Consider the following 18,129-nt stretch of genomic DNA (forward strand, 5'->3'; position numbering starts at 1 on the left):
CCCATATCTCCCGGGCCCCGCCCGCGTCGGCTGGGTCAGTTGTGTATACGCCACCGGCCCGCGAGCGTGCGCTCGCCGAGGCCGCCGCCGCCAAGGCCGCGCCCGCCCTGCGTCGTGCGCGCGCACGCCGCCGGGTCCGGCTGGCGGCGACCATGCTCGGTGCGGCATCCGTCCTCGCCGCCGGATACGGCGGTGTGCTGGCGGTCACGACCGGCAGCTGGACGATCGTCGTCGCCGCAGCCGTGCTGTTCGTCGCGAGCCTCGGGATGCTGGGCCGCATGGACGCCGTCGCGCGACGCGCGGCATCCCGCGCGGTCGTCGAACCCGTCGTCCGCGTCGCAGGCGACCTGCAGGACGTCGAGCTCGCGTCGGACCGGGCCGAGTGGACGCCCCGCCGGCTGCCGCGGCCGCTCACGGCATCCGCCGGCTCCCGCGCCGCCGCCGTCCTGGACGGCGCCGCGGCGCAGGAGGCGCTCCGCCGTGCGGGCGTCGACGAGGCCATCCGCGAGCGTGCCGCACAGGTCGCACCGCCGTCGATCGACACCGCTCGCCGCACGCGCGCCGCCGAGGTCGCGTTCGCCGGCCCCGTCGACGATGCGCACATCGAAGCGCACGTCCGCCGGCTGCTGGAGCGTCGCGCCGTGGGGGAGTGACGCCCGCCCCTGTGCATGCCCGACCTTCCGGTCATGGTAATGTTGAGGCTCTTGGGCCTGTGGCGCAGTTGGTAGCGCGCTTCGTTCGCAATGAAGAGGTCAGGGGTTCGAATCCCCTCAGGTCCACGACGAGAATGCCCCCGCCGGTCGGGGGCATTCTCGCGTTTCCGGAGGTGTTCGGTTTCGGTCGGTCTGCACCGGTGACGGGCTCGGCGGCGGGTGTCTGCAGGGGTGTCGGTCTGTCTGCTTCGTGTGCACGTGCGGCGGCCTGAACCGCGGTTTGTCCCCGCAGGTGGCGGTCTCGGCGACGTGCGTCGGGGGTCGTGGGACTGCACCAGTCGCGGGCGCCGGTCGCAGGCGCCTGCGGCGTTCTGAGCCACAGTCTGTCTCCACATGTGGCGGCCTCGGCGACGTCCGTCTCGGGGTGTGGATAACTGTCGGATCGGCCGGTGGGATGTCGGAGGCCCTCACCAGAATGGGGGTATGAGCACCCCGTCCGGACCCGCTTCGCCCGGCGCGTATGTCGCGTCGTTGGCGGGGATCGTCGCGGACGTCGAGGCCGTGAGCCGCGAGGTGGCGGCGGCTCAGATCCGCGAGCTGCGGGTCCTCGCTCGGGCCGGTCAGCTCGCCGAGGAGCAGGCGGTCGGCAGTGGGTCTCGGGTGCGAGTGCACGACATGGCGCTGCGGTCGATCGCGGCGGAGGTCGGTGGGGTCATGCGCACCACCGACCGGACCGTGCAGCGCCGGATCGACGAGGCCCGCACCATCGTGGAAGGCTACCCCGCTGCGCTGGGCGCGTGGGAGGCGGGGCGGATCACCCGCGGTCACGTGCTGGTCATCGTGGACACCGGCGGCGTCGTGCCCGTCGAGCTGCGACCCGAGTTCGAGGCCGCCGCGATCAGCCGCTGCGAACAGGACACCCCGAACCGGGTGCGCGCGGAGCTCGAGATCCTCGCGCAACGGCTGCATCCGCGCTCCTTCACGGAACGGCACGAGGAAGCGGCCGCCAAGCGGTGTGTGAGGTTGATGCCCGGGCGTGACGGGATGTCGGACCTGATCGCGACGCTCCCCACGGTGATCGCGGAGGGCATCCACGACCGGTTGACGCAGCAGGCTCGCGCGATCGTCGACACCCGCACCGAACGGGCAGCGACAGCTGCCGACCGCCGCGCGGCCGAGCGGGGAGGAACCGGCGCTTTCGGGAACGGTGACGGTGCGACAGGCAGTGCACTCGGCGACGGCACGACGAACGCCGCGGACGCCGTGGACGTGGTGGCAACTGACAAGCGCCCGATCGACCAGGTCCGGGCCGACGTGTTCGCCGACCTGCTGCTCGCCGGGACACCCGCCCTCGACGACACGATCGACACCAGCGCGGGTCCGCTCGGCGCGATCCGCGCCCGCGTCCAGATCGTGCTGCCCGCCTCCTGCCTCGACGGCACCGGTCAGGCACCCGTGGACCTGATGGGACGATCACCCATCGACGCGGCAACCGCCCGGACCCTCGCCGGATCGGTCGGGATCTGGGAGCGGATGTTCACCGACCCGGTCACCGGCACCACCGTCGCCGTCGACTCGTACCGGGTTCCGCTGCCGATGCGCCGGTACCTGCAGGCGAGGGACCAGCACTGCCGGTTCCCCGGCTGCCGGGTGCCCGCGATCCGCTGCGAGATCGACCACACCCACGACCACGCCCTCGGCGGCAGAACCGAACTCCGAAACCTCGCCCACCTGTGTCAACGGCACCATTCCATGAAGCAGTTCACCGCCTGGCGGGTCCGACAACTCCAGGGTGGCGTCCTGGAATGGACCTCACCCGCCGGCAGGACCTACCGCGAAGACGCACCCACCCCCGCCGTCGCCTTCACACCTGCCACCGGGCCCGACACCACCGACCGCACCGACACCCCACCGTTCTGATCCGCCGTCTTGACCCGCCGTGGCGCGGCAAGAGTTCTGAGGCCGCGGGGTCCCCGTGCGATCCGTCACCGGCCGCGCGGTGAGCTGCTCATCGGTGTGGACGACGTGATCACCGGGGCGGATGAACTCCGGGGCCGGCAATGACACCGGCTCGTCAGGCCGGCAGGCTGACCGCTGAACGCGCGGCCTCGATCTCCTCGGCGCATCGCTCCGGCGTCCAGCCGAGCTCTGTCGCCGCGACATCCGCGGCCGCGGTGAGCACATCGTCGCCCGGATGACCGCGGCGGCCGATGCCGGTCCGGTTCATGAGGATGTCCGTCAGATGCACGACCGCCTCGTGGCGTGCGGCGAACGCGACCTGCGCCAGGATCTCGCCATCGTCCGTCGCGGATTCCGCGAGGCGCGGATCGGCCAGCGTCAACCCGCGGAGCACCCCGGCATCCGTCCCGTACATCTTCTCGATCAGCGTCGCACGCGACGTGTCGGCGATGTCGGCCGCATCCAGCGGAACGTGCGCGGTGCGGCTCGACGCGACGATGCGTCCGATCTTCGCGCCCAGGACCGCGACGACCTTCTCGGCGAACGACCGCGCCGTCGTGTACTTGCCGCCGGTGGCCGAAACGAGCCCGTGCAGACCGTGCCCCGCGTGATCGGTCAGCTCCGACGCGCGCGACGCGCGATACGTGTCAGGCCCCGCCCCCGCCGCGAGCGGACGCAGCCCGCCGTAGGCGGCCACGACATCCGAGCGGGTCACCTCGACCGGCAGGCTCCCCGTCGCGTTGACGTCGGCCAGGAACCGGTCGATCGCCGCTCCGGTCAGCCGCCACTCGTCCACGCCACCAAAGTACGGCGTCTCGGTGGGGCCGATCAGCGTCCGACCGCGCCACGGCGCGAAACTGAAGTGCCCGCCCGACGTCACCGTCAGCACCATCGTCTCCGTCAGCGGCTTCGTCACCAGATAGATGCCCTCCGACCTCACGCGAGGCGCCGCGGCGGCCGCAGCCGCTGTCCCCGCCTGCGCCGCCAGGACCTCGTGCGCCCACGGGCCGCTCGCATTCACCGTCACCTGCGCGCGGACATCCGTCTCCGCGCCCGACACGAGATCGGTCACCCGCGCGCCGACGACCTGGCCGCGTCGCACAAGGACCTCATCCGCCCGCACATAATTCGCCACGCGGGCACCGTGCGCCACCGCCGACCGCAGGAAGGCCAGCGTCAGCCGCTCCGGGGACAGCATCATCGCGTCCGAGAACAGGATGCCGCTGTCCAGATGTCCGAGTCCCCGCTCGGCCAGCTCGGATCGCGACAGCGACCGGTGGCGTGGGATCCGGTGTGAGGCGCGGACCCGGTTCCGATCGAACGAGAGCGCGTCGTACGCCAGCAGCCCGGCGCGCTCCACGAGCCCCGGATCGGGCAGCACCATCGCGATCGGCGCGACCAGCCCCGGCGCGATCCGCGACAGCGTCCGGCGCTCGGCCAGCGACTCCCGGACCAGGCCGACCTCGAGATTCTTCAGGTAGCGCAGTCCGCCGTGGATGAGCTTCCCGGTCGCAGCGGAGGTCGCCGCGCCGAAGTCCGACTTCTCCACCAGGAGCACCGACAGGCCCCGGCTCGCCGCCTCATACGCGATGGCGGCGCCCGTGATGCCGCCGCCCACGATGAGGACGTCGACCACGCCGGCATCCGTCAGCGGATCGCGTCGGATCGTGGTGGTCATCCGGTGCCCTCGTCGACCATCCGCCGAAGGCCGTCTCGGATGCCCGCGAGCAGCCCCTCGCGCTCGCTCGGGATGTCCAGCATTCCGAGTCGCAGCACCCGCGCGGCGGTCATCCACCGGTCGACGGCGTCATCGGCCATGCCGGTGATCGACTGATACTCGCGCAGGTACAGCCGGCCCATCGTGGACCGGGCTGCGCCGTACACCGCGCGCTGGACGGCCGAGGCTCCCGGGAAGAGCTCCGCCTCGGTGAACAGCAGCCGCGTCATCGCCACGTCGGCGGCGGGATCGCCGATCGCGGTGGACTGCCAGTCGATGGTGGCGTAGCCGCCGCCGTGCTGGAACACGTTGAGGGGGTGGTAGTCCAGGTGCAGCGGACGGTCACCGGCGGGCAGGGATGCCAGGTGGTCGAGCAGGAGCGTCTTCTCCACCGGCGAGAGGCCCGCGAGTGCCGCCGTGTGCACCTGATCGGCCGCGATCACGCGCACGTCGGGGAACGCGTCGGTGCGCGCGCGGTGGATGCGCGCGTGCTCCGCGGCGAGCGCCCGCGCGACCCGCGGCATCCGGAAGACGTTGCGCTCGGCGACGGTCGTCAGGGCCACGCCGTCGAGGCGGTCGAAGGCGACGACCCTCGCGTCGTCGATGCGGACACGGCCGTGGCAGCGGATCGGCGTCAGCGCGAGGTCGTACGCCGTCTGCGCGTCGGCGACCTCGCGGTCGATCGCGGCATCCGACCAGGAGTCGTGGTACTTCTTGCCCACCCGGCCGCGCGTCAGTTCGAACACGTCGGCCGACCGCCCGTGGGCGACCAGGTCGCCGAGCCGCGCGGTCACGCCGACACCCGCTTCGGGCTGCCGTAGTCGAGACGCGCCGCGTGCGCGACGACCTCCCGCTGCTGCGCGGCGTCGAGGGAGCGCGGCTCACCCGCCGTGCTCGCGCGGCAGTACAGATCGGCCAGCCATTCGACCAGCAGCGCGTTGTCGACCGCGTCCTGCAGGGTCGCGCCGAGCGCGACCGCCCCGTGATTGGCCATGAGGGCGGCGAGCCGGCCCTCCAGAGCCAGCCCGACCGCGTCGGCGAGGGCGGCGGTGCCGAAGGCGGCGAACGGGGCCACCCGCAGCGACCCGCCCAGCAGCAGCTGCTGGTAGTGGATCACCGGGAGCTCGTCGAGCACGAGCGACAGGGCGGTCGCTGCCGGCGCGTGCGTATGGACGACGGCGCCCACCCGCTCGGGCGACGCGTCGCGCAGGATGCCGAGGTGCAAGGCGAGCTCGGACGTCGGAGCGTAGTCCCCCTCGACCACGGTGCCGTCGAGATCGACGACGGTCACGTCGGCGGCGGTCGCCTCGGCGAGGACGATCCCGGTCGCGGTCACGGCGACGACGTCCCCGGACCGGGCACTGACGTTGCCGGCCGTCCCGATGACCAGGCCATGGGCGGCGAGCGATCGGGATGCGGCGGCGACGGCCTCCCGCAGGGGAGCAGCGGCGGAGGGCGGCGTCATGGTGCTAGCGTTGCGGTCCGAGCTAACCAAAGTCAAGTTTGATTCTATGGACGAGCATTCCGAACCCGAGGCGACCGACTGGTCCCGGCTGTCGCTGCGCCGCACGCCGACCCAGAGTCGGTCGCGCGACAAGGTCTCGCGCGCCATCCGCGCCGCAGAGGACCTCGTCCGACGCGAAGGCGTCGAGGCGATCAGCCTGCCCCGCGTCGCCGCGGAGGCCGGCGTCAGCGTCGGTGCGCTGTACCAGTACCTGCCCGACCGCGACGCGATCACCCGCGCCATCGTCGCGCGCTACCACGGCCGCCTCGAGGACCTCCTCGACGTCGTGATCGACGAGATGCGCGCGGCGCCCGACGGCCCGGATCCCGTCGGACGCGTCATATCCGCCGTCGCGGAGATCTACCGGGACGAAGAGCTCGCCCGTCGCCTCGGCGCCGCGGCGCCGGCCTCCGCCGAGGCGACGGCCGCCCGGCGCGCGCACAAGCAGCGCATGGCCGAGAAGATCCAGGTGCTCCTCGAGATCGTGGGCCTTCTCGACGGGATGGCCGCCGCGCAGGCGGCGAGCGTCGCGCGGGTCGCGTTCACGGCATCCGACGCCGTCCTCCACGAGGCGTTCGCCGCGCCCGAACCGGAGCGTCCGATGATGCTCGCCGAGTTGCAGCGGATGCTGCGCGCCTCGTTCGACGCCCCCGCCTAGACCGGCATCGGCTCGCGTGCGCCGCCGGCCAGCCGCTCCGCCGCGAAGGCCTCCGCGGCGTCGAGGGGCGTGACACCGCGCGCGGCGGCGGCGTCGAACAGCCGGCGCACCGTGTCGCCGATGCCGTCCAGGCGCGCGGCGATCTCGTCCCGGTGACCCGGGTGTCGCGCCTCGGCGTCGAGGTAGATGACGCCTCCCGCGTTCGCGACGAAATCGGGCGCGTAGAGGATGCCGCGCCCCGCGAGGCGGTCTGCGCCGGACCGGTCGGCCAGAGGATTGTTCGCCGGACCGCAGACGGCTCTCGCCGCGAGGGCGTCGATGACCTCGTCGGTGAGGATGCCGCCGATGCCCGCCGGGACGAAGACGTCCGCCGGGACCAGGTGCTCCGTCCCCGGCTCGACCCACGTCGCTCCGAGGTCGATCGCGAGGCCCTGCTTCGCCGGGTTCACATCGGTGACCGTCAGGACGGCGCCCTCCGTCGACAGGCGCACGGCGAGGCGACTGCCCACCTGGCCGAGCCCCGAGATCGTGACGCGACGCCCGGTCATCTCGGGCGAGCCGGTGATGCGCTCGAGGGTTGCCCGCAGAGCCGCATAGACTCCGCGGCTCGTGGGCCCTGCGGGCTCCCCGGAACCGCCGACCGAGTCGGGCAGGCCGACCACGTGCGGCGTGCGCTCGCTGACGACGAGCATGTCCTCGGTCGTGGATCCGACGTCCTCCGCCGTCCGGTACCGGCCGTCGAAGCGGTCGACCGCGTCGCCGAGGTCGAGGAACGCGGCTCGGCGACGGTCGGCGTCGAGCGTCTCGTCCTTGCCGAGCGCGAGGACGGCCTTGCCGCCACCGGCATCCAATCCCGCCGTCGCGTTCTTCAGCGTCATCGCCGCCGACAGGCGCAGGGCGTCGCCGGTCCCGTCGGACCAGTGCGGATAGCGCCACAGTCGCGCGCCGCCCAAGGCGGGGCCGAGCGCCGACGAGTGGAGCGCGACGGTGATGACGAGACCGCTGCGGCGTCCCCTCATCACCTCCACGCGCTCGTGGGTGAAATCAGGGAGGGGCAGGGAGTGCGTCATCGCGTTCCTTCGTCGACGGGCCTTGTGGGCGCTGCGGTACGGATGCCGCCTCGTTGTGGCATCCGTCATCATTGTGCCTCGGTCTGCGCCGTCCGCCTAGGCTGACGCCATGAGAACCGAGCGCTACTCCCACGGCCACCACGAGAGCGTCCTGCGGGCGCACACCTGGCGGACGGCGGAGAACTCGGTCGGCTACCTGCTGCCGCACCTCGCGCCGGGGCTGTCGCTGCTCGACATCGGCTGCGGGCCGGGCACCATCACGACCGATCTGGCCCGGCGACTCGATCCCGGGCACGTCGTCGGCGTCGATTCGTCCGACCAGGTCATCGCGCAGGCGCAGGCCCACGCGCTCGGAGAAGGCGTGCACAACGTCAGCTTCCGGACCGCCGACGCGTACGCCCTGGACGCCGCCGACGGCGAGTTCGACATCGTCCACACGCACCAGCTGCTGCAGCACCTGGGGCGTCCCGTCGACGCGCTGCGGGAGTTCCGCCGCGTCGCCGGCCCGGACGGGCTCGTCGCGGCGCGGGAGGTCGACTACGCCGGCGCGATCATCCATCCGCACATCCCGGCCCTCGACGAGTGGCTCGACGTCCTGCTGCGGGTGGGGCGTAACAATGCCGGCGAGCCGGCGGCCGGTCGGCGCCTCAAGCAGTGGGCCCGCGAGGCGGGTTTCACCGACATCACGGTGAGTGCGTCGACGTGGCTCTTCGAGACCGACGAGCAGCGCGCCTGGTGGGGCGGCTCGTGGGCGGACCGCGCGCTGCACTCCTCCTACGCCGATCACGCCCTCGAGCAGGGTGTCGCCGACCGCGCGACGCTGGAGCGCATCTCCGCGGGCTGGCGCGAGTGGGCCGAGGCACCCGACGGCTGGTTCCTCATGCCGCACGGCGAGATCCTGGCACGGGGCTGATGGCGGACTCGCTCCCTCCCCGCAGCCGCGTGGTGGCGGACGCCCTCCGCGCCGCCGGCATCCGGGGCGAGATCGTCGTGCTGCCCGACGCCGCCTCGACCGCGGTCCTCGCCGCGCAGGCGCTCGGCGTCGAGGTGGGCGCCATCGCCAACAGCCTCGTCTTCCAGTGCGACGGCACGCCGCTGCTCGTGATGACGAGCGGTGCTCACCGCGTCGACACCGCGGCGCTCGCCGCCCGGATCGGCCGCGGCACGATCTCGCGTGCGAGCGCCGAGCAGGTTCGGGATGCCACCGGCCAGGCCATCGGCGGGGTCGCGCCCACCGGCCACCCGGCGCCGCTGCAGACCCTCGTCGACGAGCACCTCGCGACGTACCCCGAGATCTGGGCGGCCGGCGGGACGCCGCACACCGTCTTCCCGATGACGTTCGACGAGCTCGTCCGGCTCACCGGCGGAACGGTCGTCGCGGTCGACTGAGCGGGCGGGTGATCGCCCTCACCGGTGGATGAGCCGGCGCCAGTTCTCGGGCACCCGGCCGACCGGACCGGGAGACGGCTGGTCCTCGGGCCTGCTCGCGGGCGGCGCGAGCGGCGGGCCGTCGACGACCGCGCCGTCGACGTAGTCCCAGTACCAGTCCTCACCCGGCTCGAACGACCGGATGAACCGGTGACCCGTCTGCCGGTAATGGGCCGTCGCGTGCTGCCCGGGCGACGTGTCGCAGCACCCGATGTGCCCGCACGCGGCGCAGCGGCGCAGGTGCACCCAGAAGCCGCCGGCCGCGTCGCACTCGGCGCATCCCGTGCCCGACGGCGCCACCGCGGGATCGATGTCAGGGGTCATGCTGTCCTCCTCAGAACGCCAGGGCGCGATGGACGGATGCCACGGCGCTCGATCCCTCGCCGACCGCCGCGGCGACGCGCTTCATCGAGCCGCGTCGCACATCGCCCGCGGCGAACACGCGCGGCGCGGAGGTCTCGAACGGGAGCGGCTCGCGGCCGAGCGTCTGCCAGGACGCGACGGACTGCACGGCGACGTCGGTGCCGGTGCGGACGAAGCCCTCGGGGTCGCGGTCGATCGCAGGCAGCCACGACGTGGCGGGGTCGGCGCCGATGAAGCAGAAGAGCCCGCGGGCGTCGACGTCGCCCGCGCTGTCGATCCGGACCGACTCGAGTGTCGAGTCGCCGTCCAGACCGACGATGTGGGACCCGGTGTGCACGCGCACGCGCGGGTCCTCGGCGAGCCGGTCGGCGAGATAGCTCGACATCCGCGCGCGCAGGTCGTCGCCGCGGACGACCAGGTGCACCGGCGACCCGTGCGCGGCGAGGTAGAGCGCCGCCTGGCCCGCCGAGTTCGCCCCGCCGACCACGACGACGGGCTTCCCCTGCACCTGGCGGAGCTCGAGCGGCGTCGCGGCGTAGTAGACGCCGGAGCGCTCGAAGTCCTCCCACCGCTCCAGGTCGAGGCGCCGATAGGCGGCGCCGGAGGTCACGATGGCGCTGCGTGCGCGGATGATGCGCCCGTCCGACAGGGCGACGTCCAGCAGATCGGGTCCCACCTGGGTCAGCCCCACCGCTTCGCACGGCGCGTACACGCGGACGCCGAACTTCAGCGCCTGCAGCACGGCCTGCCCGATGAGGTCCCCGCCGCTCACCCCGAACGGAAAGCCCAGGAAGTTCTCGATGCGCGACGTCGACGCCGCCTGGCCGCCCGGGGCGACGGCATCCAGCAGGACCGTGCTGAGTCCCTCCGACGCACCGTAGATCGCGGCGGCGAGACCCGCCGGGCCGCCTCCGACGACGACCAGGTCGACGACCTCGTCGGCCTGCGACTGGTAGCTCAGGCCGAGGTGCTCGGCGATGACGCCGGGTGTCGCCCGGGGGATCGGCTCGCCCTGGATGAACGCGACCGGCAGGTCGTCGCGGGTGAGGCCGTGCGTGTTCAGCACCTCGATGTCGCCGGGCGGCAGCGCGATCGCCGCGTGGACGAGGTCGATCCGCTCCGCGAAGCGGCGGAGCGCGAGGAAGTCGCTCGACTCGGTCGTCCCCACGAACTTCAGCGTCATGGCGGCGGGACCGGTGCGCAGCGACTCCCGGCGCGCCCACAGCGCGTGCAGGATGATGTCGCAGAGCTCGTCGTCCTCGCTCATCAGCTCGCGGAGGCCGTCACGGGTGACGCGGTGCACGCGGCCGGCCTTCGTCACGCGAGCCGAGAGGAACGCGCTCTGCCCGTTGAGGATGCCGAGCTCGCCGGCGAACTCGCCGGCCCCGACCGTGGTGATGACGGCTTCGCCGATCCAGCGCAGCGCGTCGCGGACGATCTCGATCTCGCCGGACTCGACCGCGATCAGGTCGTACCCGCCCTGGCCGCTGCGGAACACGTAGTCGCCGGGTTCGACGTCCTCGGGTGTGCCCGCGGCGACGAGCCGCGCCCAGTGCCCGTCCGTGAAGGTGGGGGTCATCACCGCGTCCATGTGGGGGCGCCTTCCGTGTCGGTCTGCAGGGCGCGGATCAGCGATCGCGCGTCGTACGGCCCGGTGTGCCGGCGGCCGTTGATGAAGAACGTGGGCACCGAGGTGATGTCCATCGCCTCCGCGTCGAACATGTCGTCGCGCACGCGGGTCGCCACGCCCGGCGAGACGAGGTCGCGCTCGAACCGCGGCACATCGAGCCCGAGCCTCTCGGCGAGACGCACGATGTCGGAGGGGAGCTGGTTGTCCTGATCGGCGAACAGTCCCCGCTCGAACTCGAAGAACCGGCCCTGTCGCGCGGCGGCCTCGGAGGCTTCCGCTCCGGCGAGGGCGTTGGGATGCTGCTGCGTGAGCGGCGCGTGCCGCCAGACGTACCGGAGGTCGGGCCCCACCTCCGCCATGACCTCCTGGATCGACCCGGACGCCTTCAGGCAGAACCCGCACTGGAAGTCGCCGTACTCGACGATGGTGTAGCGCGCGTCCTCGGGGCCGTAGATGTGGTCGCGGTCGGGGTCGACGGGACGAACGAGCGTCTGGCCCACCTCGTCGTCGGTGCTCCGGGCATCCGAGATGCGGAACAGGACCGCTCCGAGCGCGAAGGCGAGCACGGAGGCTCCCAGCACCCCCACCCGCGCCTCGTTCTGCGCGCCCGGGTCGTCGATGGCGAGGTCGATGATGAAGAGCGAGATCGTGAACCCGATCCCCGCGAGGGCGGAGCCGCCGGCGATGCGGTCGAGGCCGAGCCCGGGGCCGAACTCGCCGATGCGGAGGGCGCGGAGGATGCCGGTGGACCCCCAGATGCCGAGCATCTTGCCGGCCACGAGGCCGACGACGATCCCCCAGGTGAGCGGCGACTGCGCGGCCGCGGCGAGGATCTCGGGGCTGAGGGCGACGCCGGCGTTCGCCAGGGCGAACAGCGGCAGGATGACGTAGGCGACGTACGGCGCGTAGGCGCTCTGCAGCCGCTCGTTGATGGAGATCGATTCGCGCAGGCTGTTCGCGGCGGCGCGGGCGTACTCGGTGCTGGGGGACTGCCGGAACGTGCGGGCGAGTTCCAGGGCGTGTTCGACGTCGCGCCGGTCGGGGCGGTACACCGGGACCAGCAGCGCGATCGCGACGCCCGCGAGCGTCGGGTGCACCCCCGAGGCGAGGAACGCGAGCCACACCACGACGGCCAGGGTCGCGTAGATGGGCCCGCGGCCGCCCCGCAGGTACCGCACGAGGTAGATGGCGACGAGCCCCACCGCCGCGATGAGCAGCGGCATCGGGGTGAAGTCCTCGGTGTACACGAGCGCGATGATGCTGAGCGCGCCGATGTCGTCGACGACGGCGAGGGCCAGCAGGAAGACCCGGAGGCGGCCGGATCCACGCGGACCGATGAGGGCCAGTGCGCCGACGAGGAACGCGGTGTCCGTCGAGATGACCACGCCCCATGCCGCCGCGTGCCCGGACGGCGCGGCGACGAGGACGAAGAGGAGGGCGGGCAGGGCGAGTCCCGCGACGGCCGCGACCACCGGGACCACGGCGCGGGACCAGCTGGTCAGCTCGCCGATCGCGAACTCGCGGCGCACCTCGAGCCCGACCGTGAAGAAGAAGATCGCCATGAGCGCGTCGTTGACGAGCGCGTGCAGGGTGAAGTCGAGCTGCAGGTCACCGACGCCGACGGTGAGGTGCGTCTCCCAGAATCCGGAGTACGTGCCGGCGGAGACGTTCGCCCACACGATCGCCGCGGCGGTGGAGAGCAGGAGCAGCAGCGCTCCGATGCGGGTCCGGCCCATAGTGCTGATGTGATCCGCGATCGATGCGAGTCGCCGTCGTGTCATCCGTCCTCCGAGCACTCATGCCGGGTGTCAGTCTCCACCCCCGCGGGAGAACCGTCCAGAGGCGTCAGCCGGGAGATCTCGCGATGTGGGCGCAGACGACCGCTGCCGCCGCCGACCAGGCCTGCGGCCGGCAGGCGGCGGGATACGGCGCCGGCGCGACGACGTCGCCCGCGGCGTCGCCGGCGTGCAGCTCCGGCATGCGGTACGCGAACGCCTCCGCGGCGGCGAGCATCCCCTCGACCAGGACGGATGCCTGGCGGTGCAGCCCCGCCCGCGCCATGCCGTGGGCGACGATAGCGGTGTCGTGCGCCCACACGCTGCCGCCGTGGTAGCTGAGCGGCCAGTATCCGCCGGCAGCCGTCGACATCGTGCGCAGGCCGAAGCCCGAGGACATCGACGCACCGGTGAGCAGGTCGGCGACGCCCGCCTCCTCCTCCGGATCGAGGATGCCGGTGCCGATCAGGTGGCCCGCGTTGGAGGTCAGGGTGTCGACGGCACGGCCGTCGCGGTCGAGCGCGATCGCGGGGTAGCGGCCTTCCGGCGTCTCGACCCAGAACCGCTCCCGGAAGCGCCGGCGCAGGCCGTCGGCCCAGGCGCGGAGGGCGTCGCCGCCCGCCTCGCCCAGCGTGTCGAGCAGGTCGGCGGCGCTCCGGACGGCCTCGAACGCGTAGCCCTGCACCTCCGACAGTGCGATCGGCCCTGCCGCGAGCGTGCCGTCGCGCCACTGGATCGAGTCGCCGGAGTCCTTCCAGCCCTGGTTCGAGAGCCCGTGCCCGGTCTCGTCCACGTAGTCGAGGAAGCCGTCCGCACCGGCGCTCGTCACGATCCACTCCAGCGCGGCTCGGAGGGCGGGCAGCAGCGCCCGCGTCTCGTCCTCGGGCATCCCGTGGGCATGCGCCTCGGTGAGCAGCGTGACCCACAGCGGCGTCGCGTCGACGGTGCCGTAGTACAGCGGGGGGAGGGTGATGGCCTCGCCCGGCATCGCCAGCGTGCCGGCGCGCAGCTCGTGCGCGATCTTGCCGGGCTGCTCCGCCGTCGTGGGATCGGTCGTCGTGCCCTGCAGGCGGGCGAGGACCCGAAGTGTGGATGCCGCCATGCCCGGATCGACGGGGAGCAGCATCCGCGCCGTCCACAGCGAGTCGCGGCCGAAGAGGGTGAAGAACCAGGGCGCGCCGGCGGCGAAGAACTCGTCGGGCGAGTCGGGCAGGGTGAGTCGCAGCGCCTCGAGGTCGTCGAGCGCATGCGCGAGCCAGCGCTGCAGCCGGCGGTCCGCGACCTCGATCACCCCCGCGCTCCAGCCGACCCGGCGGTCCGTGCCGCGGACGACGAGCGACGGGTCGTCGAACTCGGCGGTCCAGCTCGCCGTCGCGGTGCCCCGCGGCGGGCATTCCAGCCTCCACGTGACGGTGACGACGCCGCTCGTGTCGGCGATCTCGGCGCCCGCCGCGTGGACGCGCATGGTCGCGCCCCCCGCCGAGACCACCGCCGTCCCATCCGAGATCCTGCGCTCCGTCGGCGCGGCCACCGGGACGCCGGCCTTGACCTCCTGCAGCGGCGTCGCGTCCGCTTCGATCGCGAGGCTCAGCAGGAGGGACACCGGCTCGTCGAGGTGCGACCGGACGACGAGGTCCTCGCCCAGCCGGCCGTCCGCGACCCGCCGGACCCGGGTCAGCCGGACCTTCGGGTCGGGCGAGCGGTCGTCCACCGCCCGCAGCAGGGCCTCGAACCGGACCTCGGATGCCGACACCACCGACACCGCGATCGTCTCGGGCGCCGCGTCCGCGGCATCCGCGCCGTACCGGAGCCGCGTCGCGCGGATGAAGCGGGTGTCGCCGTGGAAGACGCCGTGGATGGGCTGGCCGCCCAGGTCGCCGCCCCGCCCCGACCACACCTGGGTGGGGGCGCGGAGTGCGACGACCGCGTCGGACAGGAAGGGCTGGAGGCCGTGGGTCATCCCTTGACTGCTCCTTCGGAGGTGTTCATGATCCGCTTCTGGAAGATGAAGAAGACGGCGGCGACGGGGATCGTCATGAGCGCTGCGGCGGCGAGCTTGAGCGGGTACTGCGTCCCCTGACTGAGCTGACCCGACGAGAGACTCGCCACGCCCTTCGTGAGGGTCGTCAGCTCGGGTGACTGCACCGACACGATGAAGTGCGTCAGCTCGTTCCATGATCCCTGGAACGACAGGATCACGATCGTGACGAGCGCCGGTCGCGCCATCGGCAGGACGACGGACCAGAAGACGCGGAAGGTCCCCGCCCCGTCGATGCGCGCCTGCTCCTCGACCGATGGGGGGATCGACTCGAAGAAGTTCTTCATGATGAACACGCCCGCCGCGTCGACGAGCAGCGGCAGCACCATCCCCGCGTAGGAGTCGTACATGCCGAGCTGGTTGAGCACGAGGAAGCGGGGGATCAGGAGCACGACCGAGGGCACCGCCATGACCGCGATGACGAGGGCGAAGATCACGCCCCGGCCGCGGAAGTGCAGCCGGGCGAGGGCGTAGCCCGCGAGGGAGACGAAGAACACCCGGCCGAAGGTCACGAGGATCGTCACGATCGCCGAGTTCGCGAACCACAGCGGGAAGTCGCTGTTGAGGAAGAGGCGCTCGTAGGCGGCGAACGTGACCGTCTGGGGCAGCAGCGAGATGGGGTCGGATGCCGCCTCCTGCTCGCTCTTGAACGACGTCGCCACCTGCACGAGGAAGGGATAGACGTACACGATCGTGAGCAGGGCGAGCATCGCGTAGAGCAGGACCTGGCCGACGACGGGGGAGCGCGTCACCCGCCGTCGGCCGGGCGGCGCGTCGAGGGGCCGCTCGGTGAGCGTGGCGGCGCGGGCGAGCGTGCGATCGCTCATGCGGTGTCCCCGTTCTTCTGGGCGCGCGTCTGGTACCGGCGGATGCGGCGGCGCGAGACGGGCCGCTCGCGCAGCAGCCAGCGCTGGAGGAGCGTGAAGGCGATGATGATGACGAAGAGGATGAAGGCGATCGCGGCTCCGGTGCCCCAGTCCTGGTTGCCGAACGCCGACGTGTACGACAGGTACGCGGGCGTGACCGTCGTCTTCGCCGGTCCGCCGTCGGTGCCCGTGTAGATCTGGTCGAACACCTGCCAGCAGCCGATGAGGCCCAGGGTGATCACGGTGAACAGTGTCGGCCGCAGCTGCGGGAGGGTGATGCGCCAGAAGCGCTGCCAGCCGCTCGCGCCGTCCATCATCCCGGCCTCGGTGAGCTCGTAGCCGACGTTCTGCAGCGCCGCGATGAACAGCAGCATGAAGGTTCCGCTCGTCGTGAAGACGGCCATCAGGATCAGGGCGGTCATGGCGACGGACGGGCCGGCGAGCCACTCCCAGCCCGAGATGCCGAGGAACCCCGGCTCCGCGAGGCCGGCGGGGGCGGCGTCGACGCCGACGGCGCCGAGCCCGAGGTGCACGATGCCGCGCGGATCGGCGAACCAGTTCGGGCCCTCTCCGCCGGTGATCGCGGCGATGAGGGCGTTGACGGGGCCGGACGCCGAGAAGAGGAAGATCCACAGCACCGTGATCGCGACGGAGCTCGTGACCGACGGGAAGTAGAACGCCGTGCGGAAGAAGCCGCGGGCACGCAGCATCCGCCGGCTGACGAACACGGCGAGCGCTAGCGACAGCGCGGTCTGCAGCGGGACCACGAGCACGACGTACCACGCGTTGTTGCGCAGCGCCGTGCCGAAGTCGCGACTGCGGAGCCCCTGGCCGCTCGTGAGCTCGGCGTAGTTGTCGAAGCCGATGAAGGCGACGTCCGACGACAGCGGACTGCCGCGGCCGCTCCAGTCCGAGAAGCTGACCCACAGCGCCATGAGCACGGGCAGGAACAGGAACACGCCGAGGATGACGACGACGGGGGCGACGAACAGCCACCCGGCGGCCCCCTCGCCGCGACGGAGGCCACCGGTGCGGTCGTCGCGGCGAGGGCGCGTTCGGGATGCCCGGTCGGTGGAGACGGGCGCGGTCATGTCAGCCGACGATCGCCTCGAGGTTCGACTGCACCGTCTGCAGGATGGCCGCCGGGTCGCCGTCCTTCAGCGACGGGATCTGTGCGTTGAAATCGGCGAACACGTCCGACACGCCGTCGTTGGTCGGGACGCCCTGGGCGTAGTCGGCTCCGGCGAGGAAGGCCTCGAGGTCGGGGTTGTCGCTCGTCCACTGGTCGGCGGCGGACTGGACGGACGGCATCGGGCCGAACGCGTCCGAGAAGGCGAGCTGCTGCTCGGCGGTGGTGAGGTACTCAACGAGGTCGAGCGCCGCCTCCTGGTTCGGGCTGTCCGCAGCCATGCCCCAGCAGTTCGTGAACTGCAGGGTGCCCTGGCCGGCGGGGCCCTCGGGCAGCTCGACGACGAGCGGCTCGACGTCGGGGAAGTCGCCCAGGGCGCCCGTGATCCAGTTCCCCTCGATGGTCATGGCGCCCAGCTGCTTGCCGAACGCCTCGCCACCCCACCCGGCGCCGACGTCGGCCGCCGTGGCGAAGGTGCCGCCCGCCAGCTGCTCCTGGACGTAGCTCAGCGCCTCGGCGTTCTCCGGACTGTCGGCGACGGCCTCGGTCCCGTCCTCTGACACCAGCCGCCCGCCCGCCTGTGCCATGAAGACGCCGATCCGCTGGTACTCGCCACTGAAGACGAGACCGGTCGTGTCGCCCGTGGTGAGCTTCTCCGCGGCGGCCGCGAGGGATTCCCAGTCGGTCGGGATGTCGGCATCCGTCAGGCCCGCGTCCTCCCACAGGCCGCGGTTGATGATGAGCTGCAGCGTCGAGAAGTCCTTCGGGGCGCAGTAGAACTCGTCCTCGAAGGTGAAGTTCTCGACGAGGGACGGGTAGAAGTCGTCCCTGTTCTCGAGCATGTCGCCGTACGCGACGAGGGAGCCGTTGCCGGCGTAGCCGGCCAGCTGCTCCGTCGCGAGGTAGAACAGGTCGGGCGGCGAGCCGCCGGCGAAGCCCTGCGAGAGCTGCTGGGTGAGATCGGTGGCGGGGATCACCTCCGCCTCGACACCGGAGTCGGCCGACCACGCGGCGACCGCCTCGGTCACCGCCGTCGTCTCGGCGTCGCCGGACGAGCCGATCATGATCGTGAGCGGGTCGTCGGACGACGTGAGGTCGCCCGTCGCGCCGGGCTCCGCGGGTTCGTCGTCGAAGCCCTGTCCGCCGCCGCAGCCGGCGAGGGTCAGGCTGGCGGCGAGCCCGAGGGCTCCGATCGCCACGAGTCGTCGGGTGCTGTGCGCCATATCCGTATCTCCTTCGATACCGAGCCGGATCGCTCCGCCGCCGTGGTGCTCCGGCGGATTTGAACGATCAAATTGTGGAATGATGCCCAACGTAAGAGGGTGGTCGCGCCGCTGTC

The 18,129-nt window shown here is 72.3% G+C and carries 16 protein-coding genes and 1 tRNA gene; 6 read left to right on the plus strand and 11 right to left on the minus strand.

Annotated features, from left to right (window positions below; all coding sequences use genetic code 11):
* The first annotated feature begins 41 nt into the window (after nucleotides 1–41).
* The 3 genes from AB3M83_RS06120 (at nucleotide 42) to AB3M83_RS06130 (ending at nucleotide 2,573) form a co-directional block, all read left to right on the plus strand.
* Nucleotides 42–653 (plus strand): hypothetical protein, encoded by a 612-nt coding sequence (locus AB3M83_RS06120; RefSeq protein ID WP_412945997.1) that lies wholly within the window; start codon nucleotides 42–44, stop codon nucleotides 651–653.
* Between the two features lie 53 nt (nucleotides 654–706).
* Nucleotides 707–779 (plus strand) — tRNA-Ala (locus tag AB3M83_RS06125).
* Between the two features lie 357 nt (nucleotides 780–1,136).
* Nucleotides 1,137–2,573 (plus strand): HNH endonuclease signature motif containing protein, encoded by a 1,437-nt coding sequence (locus AB3M83_RS06130; RefSeq protein ID WP_412945998.1) that lies wholly within the window; start codon nucleotides 1,137–1,139, stop codon nucleotides 2,571–2,573.
* Nucleotides 2,574–2,727: 154 nt separating this feature from the next.
* Here the strand turns inward: AB3M83_RS06130 and AB3M83_RS06135 are convergent, their stop codons facing one another.
* The 3 genes from AB3M83_RS06135 to AB3M83_RS06145 are packed head-to-tail and all read right to left on the minus strand — an operon-like array spanning nucleotide 2,728 to nucleotide 5,794.
* Entirely contained in the window at nucleotides 2,728–4,290 is a 1,563-nt protein-coding gene (locus AB3M83_RS06135; protein WP_412946000.1) for a glycerol-3-phosphate dehydrogenase/oxidase, read from the minus strand.
* Nucleotides 4,287–5,123: an aminoglycoside phosphotransferase family protein gene (locus tag AB3M83_RS06140; RefSeq protein WP_412946001.1), complete on the minus strand. Its 837-nt coding sequence runs from the start codon at nucleotides 5,121–5,123 to the stop codon at nucleotides 4,287–4,289. Before AB3M83_RS06140 ends, AB3M83_RS06135 begins: the two co-directional genes overlap by 4 nt.
* Nucleotides 5,120–5,794, minus strand: a complete 675-nt coding sequence (locus AB3M83_RS06145; RefSeq protein ID WP_412946002.1) for a class II aldolase/adducin family protein — start codon at nucleotides 5,792–5,794, stop codon at nucleotides 5,120–5,122. Before AB3M83_RS06145 ends, AB3M83_RS06140 begins: the two co-directional genes overlap by 4 nt.
* Before the next feature lie 46 nt (nucleotides 5,795–5,840).
* On the opposite strand from AB3M83_RS06145, the gene AB3M83_RS06150 reads away from it, so the two are divergent.
* Nucleotides 5,841–6,491 carry a TetR/AcrR family transcriptional regulator gene (locus AB3M83_RS06150; protein ID WP_412946004.1) on the plus strand — a complete coding sequence of 217 codons (651 nt, stop codon included), beginning with the start codon at nucleotides 5,841–5,843 and terminating at the stop codon, nucleotides 6,489–6,491.
* Here the strand turns inward: AB3M83_RS06150 and AB3M83_RS06155 are convergent.
* Nucleotides 6,488–7,561, minus strand: a complete 1,074-nt coding sequence (locus AB3M83_RS06155; RefSeq protein WP_412946006.1) for a Glu/Leu/Phe/Val dehydrogenase family protein — start codon at nucleotides 7,559–7,561, stop codon at nucleotides 6,488–6,490. The genes AB3M83_RS06150 and AB3M83_RS06155 overlap by 4 nt on opposite strands.
* A 109-nt stretch (nucleotides 7,562–7,670) precedes the next feature.
* On the opposite strand from AB3M83_RS06155, the gene AB3M83_RS06160 reads away from it, so the two are divergent.
* Nucleotides 7,671–8,474 carry a methyltransferase domain-containing protein gene (locus AB3M83_RS06160; protein WP_412946007.1) on the plus strand — a complete coding sequence of 268 codons (804 nt, stop codon included), beginning with the start codon at nucleotides 7,671–7,673 and terminating at the stop codon, nucleotides 8,472–8,474.
* Nucleotides 8,474–8,950, plus strand: coding sequence for a YbaK/EbsC family protein (locus AB3M83_RS06165; RefSeq protein ID WP_412946008.1), 477 nt, complete (start codon nucleotides 8,474–8,476; stop codon nucleotides 8,948–8,950). The genes AB3M83_RS06160 and AB3M83_RS06165 overlap by 1 nt, the downstream gene beginning before the upstream one ends.
* 18 nt (nucleotides 8,951–8,968) lie before the next feature.
* Here AB3M83_RS06165 and AB3M83_RS06170 read toward each other — a convergent pair whose 3' ends face one another.
* The 7 genes from AB3M83_RS06170 to AB3M83_RS06200 all read right to left on the minus strand — a co-directional run bounded on the left by AB3M83_RS06170 (nucleotide 8,969) and on the right by AB3M83_RS06200 (nucleotide 18,013).
* Complete coding sequence (locus AB3M83_RS06170) at nucleotides 8,969–9,313, minus strand: UBP-type zinc finger domain-containing protein (RefSeq protein WP_412946009.1); 345 nt, start codon at nucleotides 9,311–9,313, stop codon at nucleotides 8,969–8,971.
* Nucleotides 9,314–9,323: 10 nt separating this feature from the next.
* Nucleotides 9,324–10,943, minus strand: coding sequence for an FAD-dependent oxidoreductase (locus AB3M83_RS06175; RefSeq protein ID WP_412946010.1), 1,620 nt, complete (start codon nucleotides 10,941–10,943; stop codon nucleotides 9,324–9,326).
* Entirely contained in the window at nucleotides 10,931–12,718 is a 1,788-nt protein-coding gene (gene nhaA, locus AB3M83_RS06180; RefSeq protein ID WP_412946012.1) for a Na+/H+ antiporter NhaA, read from the minus strand. The genes AB3M83_RS06175 and nhaA overlap by 13 nt, the downstream gene beginning before the upstream one ends.
* 109 nt (nucleotides 12,719–12,827) lie before the next feature.
* Nucleotides 12,828–14,717, minus strand: a complete 1,890-nt coding sequence (locus AB3M83_RS06185) for a glycogen debranching N-terminal domain-containing protein (protein WP_412946014.1) — start codon at nucleotides 14,715–14,717, stop codon at nucleotides 12,828–12,830.
* Nucleotides 14,714–15,622, minus strand: coding sequence for a carbohydrate ABC transporter permease (locus tag AB3M83_RS06190; protein WP_412946016.1), 909 nt, complete (start codon nucleotides 15,620–15,622; stop codon nucleotides 14,714–14,716). Before AB3M83_RS06190 ends, AB3M83_RS06185 begins: the two co-directional genes overlap by 4 nt.
* The gene (locus tag AB3M83_RS06195; RefSeq protein ID WP_412946018.1) at nucleotides 15,619–16,752 is read right to left on the minus strand and encodes a carbohydrate ABC transporter permease; all 1,134 of its coding nucleotides are present in this window, start codon (nucleotides 16,750–16,752) and stop codon (nucleotides 15,619–15,621) included. Before AB3M83_RS06195 ends, AB3M83_RS06190 begins: the two co-directional genes overlap by 4 nt.
* Nucleotide 16,753: 1 nt before the next feature.
* Complete coding sequence (locus tag AB3M83_RS06200; protein ID WP_412946019.1) at nucleotides 16,754–18,013, minus strand: sugar ABC transporter substrate-binding protein; 1,260 nt, start codon at nucleotides 18,011–18,013, stop codon at nucleotides 16,754–16,756.
* Nucleotides 18,014–18,129 lie beyond the last annotated feature (116 nt).

This window comes from Microbacterium pasadenense (assembly GCF_047246565.1).
Taxonomy (GTDB): domain Bacteria; phylum Actinomycetota; class Actinomycetes; order Actinomycetales; family Microbacteriaceae; genus Microbacterium.

Coding starts and splice junctions, on each gene's coding strand:
- AB3M83_RS06130 (WP_412945998.1), top strand. CDS start 1,137: ATGAGCACCCCGTCCGGACCCGCTTCGCCCGGCGCGTATGTCGCGTCG.
- AB3M83_RS06135 (WP_412946000.1), bottom strand. CDS start 4,290: ATGACCACCACGATCCGACGCGATCCGCTGACGGATGCCGGCGTGGTC.
- AB3M83_RS06145 (WP_412946002.1), bottom strand. CDS start 5,794: ATGACGCCGCCCTCCGCCGCTGCTCCCCTGCGGGAGGCCGTCGCCGCC.
- AB3M83_RS06150 (WP_412946004.1), top strand. CDS start 5,841: ATGGACGAGCATTCCGAACCCGAGGCGACCGACTGGTCCCGGCTGTCG.
- AB3M83_RS06155 (WP_412946006.1), bottom strand. CDS start 7,561: ATGACGCACTCCCTGCCCCTCCCTGATTTCACCCACGAGCGCGTGGAG.
- AB3M83_RS06160 (WP_412946007.1), top strand. CDS start 7,671: ATGAGAACCGAGCGCTACTCCCACGGCCACCACGAGAGCGTCCTGCGG.
- AB3M83_RS06165 (WP_412946008.1), top strand. CDS start 8,474: ATGGCGGACTCGCTCCCTCCCCGCAGCCGCGTGGTGGCGGACGCCCTC.
- AB3M83_RS06170 (WP_412946009.1), bottom strand. CDS start 9,313: ATGACCCCTGACATCGATCCCGCGGTGGCGCCGTCGGGCACGGGATGC.
- AB3M83_RS06175 (WP_412946010.1), bottom strand. CDS start 10,943: ATGGACGCGGTGATGACCCCCACCTTCACGGACGGGCACTGGGCGCGG.
- nhaA (WP_412946012.1), bottom strand. CDS start 12,718: ATGGGCCGGACCCGCATCGGAGCGCTGCTGCTCCTGCTCTCCACCGCC.
- AB3M83_RS06185 (WP_412946014.1), bottom strand. CDS start 14,717: ATGACCCACGGCCTCCAGCCCTTCCTGTCCGACGCGGTCGTCGCACTC.
- AB3M83_RS06190 (WP_412946016.1), bottom strand. CDS start 15,622: ATGAGCGATCGCACGCTCGCCCGCGCCGCCACGCTCACCGAGCGGCCC.
- AB3M83_RS06195 (WP_412946018.1), bottom strand. CDS start 16,752: ATGACCGCGCCCGTCTCCACCGACCGGGCATCCCGAACGCGCCCTCGC.
- AB3M83_RS06200 (WP_412946019.1), bottom strand. CDS start 18,013: ATGGCGCACAGCACCCGACGACTCGTGGCGATCGGAGCCCTCGGGCTC.